General features: G+C 70.2%; 11 protein-coding genes. All 11 read left to right on the forward strand.

Features of this window, described 5'->3' with window-relative positions; all coding sequences use genetic code 11:
- Positions 1-25: 25 nt before the first annotated feature.
- The 11 genes from HYQ63_RS24390 to nuoL are packed head-to-tail and all read left to right on the forward strand — an operon-like array spanning position 26 to position 12,454.
- Positions 26-580, forward strand: a complete 555-nt coding sequence (locus tag HYQ63_RS24390) for an NADH-quinone oxidoreductase subunit B family protein (RefSeq protein ID WP_009715963.1) — start codon at positions 26-28, stop codon at positions 578-580.
- On the forward strand, positions 577-1,314 hold the full coding sequence (locus tag HYQ63_RS24395; protein WP_179935886.1) for an NADH-quinone oxidoreductase subunit C: 738 nt from the start codon (positions 577-579) through the stop codon (positions 1,312-1,314). Before HYQ63_RS24390 ends, HYQ63_RS24395 begins: the two co-directional genes overlap by 4 nt.
- Entirely contained in the window at positions 1,314-2,666 is a 1,353-nt protein-coding gene (locus tag HYQ63_RS24400) for an NADH-quinone oxidoreductase subunit D (protein ID WP_179935888.1), read from the forward strand. The genes HYQ63_RS24395 and HYQ63_RS24400 overlap by 1 nt, the downstream gene beginning before the upstream one ends.
- Positions 2,667-2,683: 17 nt before the next feature.
- On the forward strand, positions 2,684-3,493 hold the full coding sequence (nuoE, locus tag HYQ63_RS24405) for an NADH-quinone oxidoreductase subunit NuoE (RefSeq protein WP_179940456.1): 810 nt from the start codon (positions 2,684-2,686) through the stop codon (positions 3,491-3,493).
- Positions 3,493-4,875, forward strand: coding sequence for an NADH-quinone oxidoreductase subunit NuoF (gene nuoF / locus HYQ63_RS24410; protein WP_179935889.1), 1,383 nt, complete (start codon positions 3,493-3,495; stop codon positions 4,873-4,875). Before nuoE ends, nuoF begins: the two co-directional genes overlap by 1 nt.
- Positions 4,872-7,367, forward strand: coding sequence for an NADH-quinone oxidoreductase subunit G (locus HYQ63_RS24415; protein WP_179935891.1), 2,496 nt, complete (start codon positions 4,872-4,874; stop codon positions 7,365-7,367). Before nuoF ends, HYQ63_RS24415 begins: the two co-directional genes overlap by 4 nt.
- The gene (gene nuoH, locus HYQ63_RS24420; RefSeq protein WP_179935893.1) at positions 7,364-8,731 is read left to right on the forward strand and encodes an NADH-quinone oxidoreductase subunit NuoH; all 1,368 of its coding nucleotides are present in this window, start codon (positions 7,364-7,366) and stop codon (positions 8,729-8,731) included. The genes HYQ63_RS24415 and nuoH overlap by 4 nt, the downstream gene beginning before the upstream one ends.
- Entirely contained in the window at positions 8,724-9,317 is a 594-nt protein-coding gene (gene nuoI / locus HYQ63_RS24425) for an NADH-quinone oxidoreductase subunit NuoI (protein WP_257232644.1), read from the forward strand. The genes nuoH and nuoI overlap by 8 nt, the downstream gene beginning before the upstream one ends.
- Entirely contained in the window at positions 9,314-10,201 is an 888-nt protein-coding gene (locus tag HYQ63_RS24430; protein ID WP_179935896.1) for an NADH-quinone oxidoreductase subunit J, read from the forward strand. The genes nuoI and HYQ63_RS24430 overlap by 4 nt, the downstream gene beginning before the upstream one ends.
- Positions 10,198-10,497 carry an NADH-quinone oxidoreductase subunit NuoK gene (gene nuoK, locus HYQ63_RS24435; protein ID WP_009715954.1) on the forward strand — a complete coding sequence of 100 codons (300 nt, stop codon included), beginning with the start codon at positions 10,198-10,200 and terminating at the stop codon, positions 10,495-10,497. The genes HYQ63_RS24430 and nuoK overlap by 4 nt, the downstream gene beginning before the upstream one ends.
- Positions 10,498-10,513: 16 nt before the next feature.
- On the forward strand, positions 10,514-12,454 hold the full coding sequence (nuoL, locus tag HYQ63_RS24440) for an NADH-quinone oxidoreductase subunit L (RefSeq protein WP_179935898.1): 1,941 nt from the start codon (positions 10,514-10,516) through the stop codon (positions 12,452-12,454).
- Positions 12,455-12,456 lie beyond the last annotated feature (2 nt).

Raw genomic sequence — 12,456 nt, forward strand, 5'->3', positions numbered from 1 at the left:
CAAGAGGAGATAGGGGAAACAGCGCATGGGTATCGAAGAGAAACTTCCGAGCGGGTTCCTGCTGACCACCGTCGAACAGGCCGCCGGGCTGGCCCGAAAGTCCTCCGTCTTCCCGGCCACCTTCGGCCTGGCCTGCTGCGCCATCGAAATGATGACGACGGGTGCCGGACGCTACGACCTCGCCCGCTTCGGCATGGAGGTCTTCCGCGGCTCGCCCCGGCAGGCCGATCTGATGATCGTCGCCGGGCGGGTCAGCCAGAAGATGGCCCCGGTGCTGCGCCAGGTCTACGACCAGATGCCGAACCCGAAGTGGGTCATCTCGATGGGCGTGTGCGCCTCCACCGGTGGCATGTTCAACAACTACGCGATCGTGCAGGGCGTCGATCACATCGTGCCCGTCGACATCTATCTGCCCGGCTGTCCGCCGCGCCCCGAGATGCTCATGGACGCGATCCTCAAACTGCACGAGAAGATCCGCGAGGAGAAGCTCGGCGTGAACCGCGAGCGTGCGGCCCGTGAGGCGGAGGAAGCGGCGATGAAGGCGCTCCCGACGATCGAGATGAAGGGGCTGCTGAGGTGACAGCGAACGGTAACGGGGTCAATCCCGAGAAGGACCTCAACGCCGAGAACCTCCCCGGCCGCCGCGGTGACCAGGGCGAGGCCATCCGCGTCCAGCGCGGCATGTTCGGCGCGAACAACGGCGGCGACACCACCGGCTACGGCGGTCTGGTGCGCCCCGTACGGCTGCCCGGCCAGGCCAACCGCCCGTACGGGGGCTGGTTCGACGAGGTCGCCGACGAGCTGGAGGGCGCGCTGGAGGAGCAGTCGCTGCTCCCGGACAACGCGATCGAGAAGACCGTCGTGGACCGCGACGAGCTGACCTTCCACATCGCCCGCGAGCACCTGCCGCGGGTCGCCCGGACCCTGCGCGACGACCCGGCGCTCCGCTTCGAGCTGTGCACGGGCGTCAGCGGCGTCCACTTCCCCGGCGACAAGGGCCGTGAGCTGCACGCCGTCTACCACCTGCGGTCGATCACCCATAACCGGGTGATCCGGCTGGAGGTGTGCGCCCCGGACAGCGATCCGCGCATCCCGTCGATCGTCGACGTCTATCCGACCAACGACTGGCACGAGCGGGAGACCTACGACTTCTTCGGCATCGTCTTCGACGGTCACCCCGCGCTCACGCGGATCATGATGCCGGACGACTGGCAGGGCTTCCCGCAGCGCAAGGACTACCCCCTGGGCGGCATCCCCGTCGAGTACAAGGGCGCCCAGATCCCGGCTCCGGACCAGCGGAGGTCGTACAGCTGATGTCTGCCACCCACGCGAACCCCTCTGCCTCTTCTGCTTCTGCCGCCTCCGCGCGCGAGACCACCGAGGGCACCGTCTACACCGTCACCGGCGGCGACTGGGACGAGGTCGTGGCCGCCGCGGCGAAGGCCGACGACGAGCGGATCATCGTCAACATGGGTCCGCAGCACCCCTCCACCCACGGGGTGCTCCGGCTGATCCTGGAGATCGACGGCGAGACGGTCACCGAGGCCCGCTGCGGAATCGGTTATCTGCACACCGGGATCGAGAAGAACCTCGAATTCCGGAACTGGACGCAGGGCACCACCTTCGTGACGCGCATGGACTATCTGACGCCCTTCTCCAACGAGGCGGCGTACTGCCTGGGCGTCGAGAAGCTGCTCGGCATCGAGGACCAGATCCCGGACCGCGCCACCATCATCCGGGTGCTGATGATGGAGCTGAACCGGCTCTCCTCCCATCTGGTGTGCATCGCCACCGGAGGCATGGAGCTGGGCGCGACCACCGTCATGATCTACGGCTTCCGCGACCGCGAACTGATCCTGGACCTCTACGAGCTGATCACCGGCCTCCGGATGAACCACGCGTACATCCGGCCCGGCGGCCTCGCCCAGGATCTGCCGCCCGGTGCCGTCGACCAGATCCGCGCGTTCCTGAAGACGATGCGCAAGAACCTGGTCGAGTACGACAAGCTCGCGACCGGAAACCCGATCTTCAAGGCCCGCCTCCAGGACGTCGGCTACCTCGACCTCGCAGGCTGCATGGCGCTCGGCGTGACCGGCCCGATACTGCGCTCCACCGGGCTGCCGCACGATCTGCGCAAGGCCCAGCCGTACTGCGGCTACGAGACGTACGACTTCGAGGTGCCGACCGCCGACACCTGCGACGCGTACGGCCGGTTCCTGATCCGGCTGGAGGAGATGCGCCAGTCGCTGCGGATCGTCGAACAGTGCCTGGACCGGCTGGAGCCCGGGCCGGTGATGGTCGCGGACAAGAAGATCGCCTGGCCCGCGCAGCTCGCGCTCGGAGCGGACGGACTGGGCAACTCCCTCGACCACATCAAGAACATCATGGGCACCTCGATGGAGGCCCTGATCCACCACTTCAAGCTGGTGACCGAGGGATTCCGGGTCCCGCCCGGACAGACGTACGTGGCCGTCGAGTCGCCCAAGGGCGAACTGGGCGTGCACATGGCCAGCGACGGCGGCACCCGCCCGTACCGCGTCCACTTCCGCGATCCGTCGTTCACCAATCTCCAGGCCGTGGCGGCCATGTGCGAGGGCGGCCAGGTCGCCGACGTGATCGTCGCCGTCGCGTCCATCGACCCCGTGATGGGAGGTGTCGACCGGTGACGGACGTGACTCTGGGCATGCCGCAGCTGCCGGCCCCCGACTACCCGGCCGAGGTGCGCTCCCGGCTGGAGGCGGACGCCGCGGAGGTGATCGCCCGCTACCCGGACAGCCGCAGCGCCCTGCTGCCGCTGCTGCACCTGGTGCAGTCCGAGGAGGGCCATGTCACCCGCACCGGCATCCGGTTCTGCGCCGAGGTGCTGGACCTGACCACCGCCGAGGTCACCGCGGTCGCCACCTTCTACACCATGTACCGGCGCAAGGCCTCGGGCGACTACCAGGTCGGGGTGTGCACCAACACCCTGTGCGCGGTGATGGGCGGGGACGCGATCTTCGAGGAGCTCCAGCACCACCTGGAGCTGGGCAACGGGGAGACCACCGAGGACGGCAAGGTCACCCTGGAGCACATCGAGTGCAACGCGGCCTGCGACTTCGCGCCCGTGGTGATGGTCAACTGGGAGTTCTTCGACAACCAGACCGTCGACTCCGCCAAGCAGCTGGTCGACGACCTCCGGGCGGGCCGCACCGTCACCCCGACCCGCGGCGCGCCGCTGTGCACGTTCAAGGAGACCGCGCGCATCCTCGCCGGTTTCCCCGACCCGCGCCCCGGAGCCGTCGAGGCCGGTGGCTCCGCCGGTCCCGCCTCGCTCACCGGGCTGCGGCTCGCCAAGGGGGAGGAGGCGCCCGGCCGGGTCGTCTCGCCGCGGCACGGGGGCGCCCCGCAGGACGAGGCACCGCCGACGCATCCGAGTTCGCACGACGCGCCGCAGCGGACCTCGGCCTCCGATCCGCACCACCCGGCAGGTCCGGTCGCCGAGGAGGGGGAGTGATGACCGTGACGACCGAGCGATCCGAGCACAGCCCCGAGAAGCTGCTGGCACCCGTGCTCTCCGCGCACTGGGACGAGGCCAACTCCTGGACGCTGCGCGCCTATCTGCGGCACGAGGGCTACCAGGGCAGCGCCAAGGCGCTCGCCATGGACCCCGACGCCGTGATCGCGCTGGTGAAGGACGTCGGACTGCGCGGCCGCGGCGGCGCGGGCTTCCCCACCGGAATGAAGTGGCAGTTCATTCCGCAGGGCGACGGCAAGCCGCACTACCTCGTCGTCAACGCCGACGAGTCGGAACCCGGCACCTGCAAGGACATCCCCCTTCTCTACGCCAATCCGCACGCCCTCATCGAGGGCATGGTCATCGCCTGCCACGCCATCCGCTCCGAACACGCCTTCATCTACCTGCGCGGTGAGACCGTGCCGGTGCTGCGCCGCCTGCACGAGGCCGTGCGCGAGGCGTACGAGGCGGGCTACCTGGGCACGGCCGAGCGGCGCAGGGAGAAGCTCGGGGTGGACGGACTTCCCGGTCTCGACATCACGGTGCACGCGGGCGCGGGTGCGTACATCTGCGGTGAGGAGACCGCGCTGCTGGACTCGCTGGAGGGACGCCGCGGCCAGCCCCGGCTGCGGCCCCCCTTCCCCGCGGTCGCCGGTCTGTACGCGTGCCCCACTGTGGTGAACAACGTCGAATCCATCGCCTCGGTTCCCTCGATCCTGAACAAGGGCAAGGAATGGTTCCGTTCGATGGGCAGCGAGAAGTCCCCGGGCTTCACGCTCTACTCGCTGTCGGGCCATGTGGCCAACCCCGGCCAGTTCGAGGGTCCGCTCGGCATCACCCTGCGCCAGCTGCTCGACATGAGCGGCGGCATGCGCCCCGGCCACCGGCTGAAGTTCTGGACGCCCGGCGGCTCGTCCACCCCGCTGCTCACCGAGGAGCACCTCGACGTCCCGCTGGACTACGAGGGCGTGGGCGCGGCCGGGTCGATGCTGGGCACCAAGGCCCTCCAGTGCTTCGACGAGACCACCTGCGTGGTGCGGGCGGTGACCCGCTGGACCGAGTTCTACGCGCATGAGTCCTGCGGCAAGTGCACACCCTGCCGCGAGGGCACGTACTGGCTGGTGCAGCTGCTGCGCGACCTGGAGGCCGGCAAGGGGCGCATGGCCGACCTCGACAAGCTGGCCGACATCGCCGACAACATCAACGGCAAGTCGTTCTGCGCGCTGGGCGACGGCGCCGCCAGCCCCATCTTCTCCTCGCTCAAGTACTTCCGCGCGGAGTACGAGCAGCACATCACCGGCGGAGGCTGTCCCTTCGACCCGGCCAAGTCCACCGTCTGGGCCGACGAGCCGCGCACCACTCATCTGGGGGTGACCGCATGACCGTGACCACCAACGCACCCTCGGGAGGCGGGGAGGCGGCGGTGCCGCGAGAGGACCTGGTCTCCGTCACCATCGACGGGATCGAGATCTCCGTCCCGAAGGGGACGCTGGTCATCCGCGCCGCCGAACTCCTCGGGATCGAGATCCCGCGCTTCTGCGACCATCCGCTGCTCGACCCCGTGGGCGCCTGCCGCCAGTGCATCGTCGAGGTGGAGGGCCAGCGCAAGCCGATGGCCTCCTGCACCATCACCTGCACCGACGGCATGGTCGTGAAGACCCAGCTCACCTCGCCGGTCGCCGAGAAGGCGCAGCGCGGGGTGATGGAGCTGCTGCTGATCAACCATCCGCTGGACTGCCCGGTCTGCGACAAGGGCGGTGAATGCCCGCTCCAGAACCAGGCGATGAGCGCCGGACAGGCCGACAGCCGCTTCGAGGGCCAGAAGCGGACGTTCGCCAAGCCGGTCCCGGTCTCGGCCCAGGTGCTGCTGGACCGCGAGCGCTGTGTGCTGTGCGCGCGCTGCACCCGCTTCTCCAACCAGATCGCGGGCGACCCGATGATCGAGCTGCTGGAGCGCGGCGCGCTCCAGCAGGTGGGCACGGGGGAGGGCGACCCGTTCGAGTCGTACTTCTCCGGCAACACCATCCAGATCTGCCCGGTGGGCGCGCTCACCTCGGCCGCGTACCGGTTCCGCTCCCGCCCCTTCGACCTGGTCTCCTCGCCGAGCGTGTGCGAGCACTGCGCGGGCGGCTGCGCGACCCGCACCGACCACCGGCGCGGCAAGGTGATGCGGCGGCTCGCCGCGGACGACCCCGAGGTCAACGAGGAGTGGATCTGCGACAAGGGGCGCTTCGGCTTCCGCTACGCCCAGCTTCCCGACCGGCTCACCACCCCGCTGGTGCGGAACCGCGAGTCGGGGAAGCTGGAGCCGGCGGGCTGGCCCGAGGCGCTGGTGGCGGCGGCCGAGGGGCTGGCCGCGGCGCGCGGCCGCACCGGGGTGCTGACCGGCGGCCGGCTGACCGTCGAGGACGCGTACGCGTACGCCAAGTTCGCGCGGACCGTCCTGGAGACCAACGACATCGACTTCCGGGCCCGGGTGCACAGCGACGAGGAGGCCGACTTCCTGGCCGCCCACATCGCGGGCCGCGGCCGTGACCTGGACGGCAGCGGACTGACGTACGCCGCGCTGGAGAAGGCGCCCGCGGTGCTGCTGGCCGGGTTCGAGGCCGAGGAGGAGGCGCCCGGCGTCTTCCTGCGGCTGCGCAAGGCGCACCGCAAGCACGGCCAGCGCACCTTCTCGCTCGCCACCCACACCACCCGGGGCCTTACGAAGGCGGGCGGCACCCTGCTGCCCGCCGCGCCCGGCACCGAGACCGAGTGGCTGGACGCGATCGCGGGACGCACGGGTCTGGACGAGGACGGCGAGCGGGCCGCCGAGGCGCTGCGCCAGGAGGGCGCGGTCATCGTCGTCGGCGAGCGGCTGGCGTCGGTGGCGGGCGGACTGACCGCCGCCGTACGGGCCGCGGCCGCCACCGGCGCCACGCTCGCGTGGATCCCGCGCCGGGCGGGCGAGCGCGGCGCGATCGAGGCGGGCGCGCTGCCCGGGCTGCTGCCCGGCGGCCGCCCGGCGCACGATCCGCGGGCCCGCGAGGAGACCGCCGCGGTGTGGGGGATCACCGATCTGCCGCACCAGGTGGGCCGCGACACCGGCCAGATCGTGGAGGCCGCGGCGAGCGGCGGGCTCGGCGCGCTGCTGGTCGGCGGGGTCGAGGTGGCGGACCTGCCCGACCCGGCGCGGGCCGTGGCCGCCCTGGACGCGGCGGAGTTCGTGGTCAGCCTGGAGCAGCGGCCCTCGGAGGTCACCGAGCGGGCGGACGTGGTGCTTCCGGTCGCGGCGGTGGTCGAGAAGTCCGGCACGTTCCTCAACTGGGAGGGCCGGGCCCGGCCGTTCGAGGCCGCGCTCAAACCGGACCAGATGACCCGTCGTCACACCCTCCCGGACGCCCGGGTGCTGCACATGCTGGCCGACGCCCTCGATACGGACCTGGGCCTGCCGGACGTGGCGGCCGCCCGCACCGAGCTGACCCGGCTCGGCACCTGGCAGGGGCTGCGCGCCACCGCCCCGCTGGAGACCGGGGGCCCGCTGCCCCGGCCCGCCGAGGGCGAGGCGCTGCTCGCAGGTCACCGGCTGCTGCTCGACCAGGGGCGGCTCCAGGAGGGCGATCCGGCGCTGGCGGCGACCCGGCACGCCGCGGTGGCCCGGCTCTCGGCGGCGACCGCCGAGGAGGCGGGGGTGGCCGACGGCCAGACGCTCCGCGTCACCGGCCCGGCCGGATCCGTCCAGCTGCCCCTGTGCGTGACCCCGATGCCCGACCGGGTCGTCTGGCTGCCGCTGGCCTCCACGGGCGGCGGCGCGCAGCGCGATCTGGGGGCCCGCCCCGGTGACGTCGTCACGATCACCGCTTCCGCGACCGAGCCGGAGGTGACCTCATGAGGTATCTCGCCGCAGAGGACCTGTCGATGTTCGGCCGCGACCCGTGGTGGCTGATCCTGATCAAGGTCGTCTTCTGCTTCGCGTTCCTGATGCTGACGGTGCTGATCTCCATCGTCATGGAGCGCAAGGTGATGGGCTGGATGCAGCTGCGCATCGGCCCGAACCGGCACGGCCCCTGGGGCATGCTCCAGTCCCTCGCGGACGGCGTGAAGCTGATGCTCAAGGAGGACGTGGTCGTCAAGGGCGCCGACAAGGTGGTCTACGTCCTGGCGCCGATCGTCGCGGCCATCCCCGCCTTCATGGCGGTCGCGGTGATCCCGTTCGGCCCGGCCGGCGGCGAGGTCTCGGTCTTCGGGCACCGCACCGCGATGCAGCTGACCGATCTGCCGATCGCCGTCCTCTACATCCTCGCCACCGCCGCGGTCGGCATCTACGGCATCGTGCTGGCGGGCTGGTCGTCCGGGTCGACGTATCCGCTCCTCGGGGGCTTGCGCTCCTGCGCCCAGATGATCAGCTACGAGATCGCGATGGGCCTGTCCTTCGCGGCGGTGTTCCTCTACTCCGGGTCGATGTCGACCTCGCAGATCGTCGCCTCCCAGCAGGACCGCTGGTACGTGGTGCTGCTCCCGGTCTCGTTCCTCATCTACATCGTGGCGATGGTCGGGGAGACCAACCGGGCGCCGTTCGACATGCCGGAGTCCGAGGGCGACCTGGTGGGCGGCTTCAACACCGAGTACTCGTCGATCAAGTTCGCGCTGTTCATGCTCGCCGAGTACATCAACATGGTCACCGTCTCGATGGTCGCCGTGACCCTCTTCCTCGGCGGCTGGCGGGCGCCCTGGCCGATCAGCACCTTCTGGGAGGGCGCCAACCACGGCTGGTGGCCGCTGCTGTGGTTCGTCGGCAAGGTCGTCTCGTCGCTGTTCGTCTTCATCTGGATCCGCGCCTCGGTGCCCCGGGTGCGCTACGACCAGTTCATGAAGCTGGGCTGGAAGGTCCTCATCCCGATCTCGATGGTCTGGCTGATGCTGGTCGCCACCGTCCGGGCGCTGCGCAACGAGAACTACGACAACCAGTCGATCGTGCTGTACGTCGGCGGCGCGGTGATCGCGCTGCTGCTGCTGTCCTTCGTCGTCGACGTCTTCCGCGACCGCGGGGCGGCTGCGAAGGGCGAGGCCGGACCGGCGGTGGAGGAGGGCCCCGAGCCCGCCTTCGACCCGATGGCGGGCGGATTCCCGGTGCCGCCGCTGCCCGGCCAGTCCCTGCCGCCCGTACCGCGACGGCGCTCCCGACAGGAACGGGAGCTGATTGTCAGTGGTGGCCCCGACACTGTCAGTGACGGAAAGGAGGCCGATGGTGTCTGACTTCCAGAACCCGGTGGCCGGCTTCGGCGTGACCTTCAAGGCCATGTTCAAGAAGCGGCTGACCGAGCAGTACCCCGAGGAGAAGAAGCCCACCGCGCCCCGCTTCCACGGACGTCACCAGCTCAACCGGCATCCGGACGGGCTGGAGAAGTGCATCGGATGCGAGCTGTGCGCCTGGGCCTGCCCGGCGGACGCGATCTACGTGGAGGGCGCGGACAACACCGACGAGGAGCGCTACTCGCCGGGCGAGCGCTACGGCCGCGTCTACCAGATCAACTATCTGCGCTGCATCCTGTGCGGCCTGTGCGTCGAGGCGTGCCCCACCCGGGCGCTGACCATGACCAATGAGTACGAGCTGGCCGACCGCACCCGCGAATCGCTCATCTACACCAAGGAAGAGCTGCTCGCGGGCCTCGAAGACGGGATGGTCGACAGCCCGCACGCCATCTATCCGGGGACGGACGAGCAGGACTACTACCGCGGGCTGGTGACCGAGGCCGCGCCCGGGACCACCCGTCAGGTCGCGGTCAGCAAGGGCGAGACGCCCGAGACCGACGGTGAGGCCGAAGAGGAGGTGCAGGCATGAGCGGCGCACTGGCCGCGGCGGTCTCCACCACCTCCACCGGTGAGGCCTTCCAGTTCTGGGTGCTGGGCACGGTCGCCGTGATCGGCGCGCTGTGCACGATCCTGATGCGCAAGGCCGTGCACAGCGCCCTCAGCCTGGCGGGCACCATGATCGTCCTGGCGGTCTTCTACCTCGCCAACGGGGCGTATTTCCTGGGCGTCGTCCAGATCGTCGTCTACACCGGCGCGATCATGATGCTCTTCCTCTTCGTCGTGATGCTGGTCGGCGTCACCGCCGCCGATTCGCTGAAGGAGACCCTGAAGGGGCAGCGCTGGCTCGCCGCCCTGTGCGGGCTCGGCTTCGGCATCCTGCTGTGCGCCGGAATCGGGAACGCCTCGCTGAAGACGTTCGACGGGCTGGGGCAGGCCAACTCCGGCGGCAATGTGGAGGGCTTGGCGGCCCTGGTCTTCACCAAGTACGTCTTCGCCTTCGAGATCACCGGCGCGCTGCTGATCACCGCGGCGGTCGGCGCGATGGTGCTGACCCACCGCGAGCGCACCGAGCGCGCGCGCAGCCAGCGCGAGCAGTCCGAGGAGCGGGTGCGCACCGGCAGGCACGTCCCGCCGCTGCCCGCCCCGGGTGTCTACGCCCGGCACAACGCGGTGGACATCCCCGGTCTGCTGCCCGACGGCACGACGTCCGAGCTGACCGTCAACGCGACGCTGCGCGGCCGCGGCCAGGTCCGGGACGTCTCCGGTGAGGCGCTGGCGGAGCTGGCGGCGCTGGAGCAGCGCTCGGAGCGCTGGCTGGGGCGGCGGAAGCCGGAGGGCACCGACGCCGAGGGTTCCGAGGGCGCCGTGGGCGCGTCCGAGGACGCCGAGCACCGCAAGGGAGCCGCCAAGTGAATCCGGTCAACTACCTCTACCTGGCCGCCCTGTTGTTCACCATCGGTGCGGCCGGGGTCGTGATCCGGCGGAACGCGATCGTCCTCTTCATGTGCGTCGAGCTGATGCTGAACGCGTGCAACCTCGCGTTCGTCACCTTCTCCCGGCTGCACGGCAACCTCGACGGCCAGATCATCGCGTTCTTCACGATGGTCGTCGCGGCGGCGGAGGTCGTGGTCGGCCTCGCGATCATCGTGACCGTCTTCCGCTCCCGCCATTCGGCCTCGGTCGACGACGCCAGCCTGATGAAGCTCTAGAAGGGGTCGCGTTCAAGTGGAGAACCTCATCGGATTGCTCGTCGCGGCCCCGCTGCTCGGCGCTGCCGTGCTGCTGTGCGGGGGCCGGCGGCTGGACCGCACGGGCCACTACCTGGGCACGGTGCTCGCGGGCGCCTCCTTCGTGATCGGCGCCGTGCTCTTCGCCGACATGCTCGGCCGGGGCGAGCACGACCGCGCCCTGCACAGCCAGGTCTTCAGCTGGATCCCGGTGGGCGGCTTCCGCGCGGACGTCGCCTTCCAGCTCGACCAGTTGTCGATGACCTTCGTCCTGCTGATCTCGGGCGTGGGCACGCTGATCCACATCTACTCGATCGGTTACATGGCGCACGACGAGCGGCGCCGCCGCTTCTTCGGCTACCTCAATCTCTTCCTCGCGGCCATGCTGCTGCTCGTCCTCGCCGACAACTACCTGCTGCTGTACGTCGGCTGGGAGGGCGTCGGCCTCGCCTCGTACCTGCTCATCGGCTTCTGGCAGCACAAGCCGAGCGCGGCGACGGCGGCGAAGAAGGCGTTCATCGTCAACCGCGTCGGCGACATGGGCCTGTCCATCGCGATCATGCTGATGTTCACGACCTTCGGGACCTTCGCCTTCGCCCCCGTGCTGGCGAACGCGGAGGACGCGGGCGAGGGCAAGCTCACCGCCATCGGGTTGATGCTGCTGCTCGCCGCGTGCGGCAAGTCGGCCCAGGTGCCGCTCCAGTCCTGGCTCGGTGACGCGATGGAGGGCCCGACCCCGGTCTCGGCCCTGATCCACGCGGCGACCATGGTGACCGCGGGCGTCTACCTGATCACCCGCTCCGGCGCGATCTTCAACGCCGCGCCCGACGCACAGGCCGCGGTGGTCGCGGTCGGCGCGGTCACGCTGCTCTTCGGTGCCATCGTCGGTTGCGCGAAGGACGACATCAAGAAGGCCCTGGCCGGGTCGACGATGTCGCAGATCGGTTACATGATCCTGGCCGCAGGGCTCGGCCCGATCGGCTATGTCTTCGCGATCATGCACCTGGTCACCCACGGCTTCTTCAAGGCGGGGCTCTTCCTCGGCGCCGGGTCGGTCATGCACGGCATGAACGACGAGGTCGACATGCGCAAGTACGGCGGCCTGCGGAAGTACATGCCGGTCACCTTCGTCACCTTCGGGCTCGGCTACCTCGCCATCATCGGCTTCCCGGGGCTCTCCGGCTTCTGGTCCAAGGACAAGATCATCGAAGCGGCCTTCGCCAAGGGCGGCACCGAGGGCTGGATCCTGGGCGGCGCGGCCCTGCTGGGCGCGGCCATCACCGCGTACTACATGACGCGCGTGATGCTGATGACGTTCTTCGGCGAGAAGCGGTGGGAGCCCGCGCCCGATCCGGACAAGGCGCCCAGCGTCGAACCCGGTATCGACGTGCGCCCCGGCGAGATGCCACATCCGCACGAGTCGCCGAAGTCCATGACGATCCCCATGATCGTCCTGGCCTTCGGATCGGTCTTCGCGGGCGGGCTGTTCAGCCTGAACGACGCGTTCCTGAACTGGCTCGAACCGGTCACCGGCCACAGCCACGGCCACTCCCCGCTCAGCGCCGCGACGGTCACCGCGGGGACGATGGTCGTCCTGGTCATCGGCGTCGCCCTGGCCTGGGCGCAGTACGGGCGCCGGCCCGTGCCGCGCACCGCGCCGCGCGGCTCCCTGCTCACCCGGGCCGCCCGCCGCGACCTGCTCCAGGACGACTTCAACCACGTCGCGCTCGTCCAGCCCGGCCGCTACCTCACCCGCGGTCTGGTCTACGTCGACCACAAGCTGGTCGACGGCGTGGTCAACGGCACCGCGGCCGGGGTCGGCGGACTCTCCGGCCGATTGCGCAAGCTCCAGAACGGCTACGCCCGTACGTACGCGGTCTCGATGTTCGGCGGTACGGCGGTGCTCATCGCCGCGACCCTGCTGATGAGGGCGGTCTGAGT

Source organism: Streptomyces sp. Rer75 (genome assembly GCF_013414305.1).
Lineage (GTDB): Bacteria > Actinomycetota > Actinomycetes > Streptomycetales > Streptomycetaceae > Streptomyces > Streptomyces himastatinicus.

Bases quoted from the DNA above. Each gene is read 5' to 3' on its own strand.
- HYQ63_RS24415 (WP_179935891.1), top strand. From the start codon at position 4,872: ATGACCGTGACCACCAACGCACCCTCGGGAGGCGGGGAGGCGGCGGTG.
- HYQ63_RS24390 (WP_009715963.1), top strand. From the start codon at position 26: ATGGGTATCGAAGAGAAACTTCCGAGCGGGTTCCTGCTGACCACCGTC.
- nuoE (WP_179940456.1), top strand. From the start codon at position 2,684: ATGCCGCAGCTGCCGGCCCCCGACTACCCGGCCGAGGTGCGCTCCCGG.
- nuoF (WP_179935889.1), top strand. From the start codon at position 3,493: ATGACCGTGACGACCGAGCGATCCGAGCACAGCCCCGAGAAGCTGCTG.
- HYQ63_RS24400 (WP_179935888.1), top strand. From the start codon at position 1,314: ATGTCTGCCACCCACGCGAACCCCTCTGCCTCTTCTGCTTCTGCCGCC.
- nuoH (WP_179935893.1), top strand. From the start codon at position 7,364: ATGAGGTATCTCGCCGCAGAGGACCTGTCGATGTTCGGCCGCGACCCG.
- HYQ63_RS24430 (WP_179935896.1), top strand. From the start codon at position 9,314: ATGAGCGGCGCACTGGCCGCGGCGGTCTCCACCACCTCCACCGGTGAG.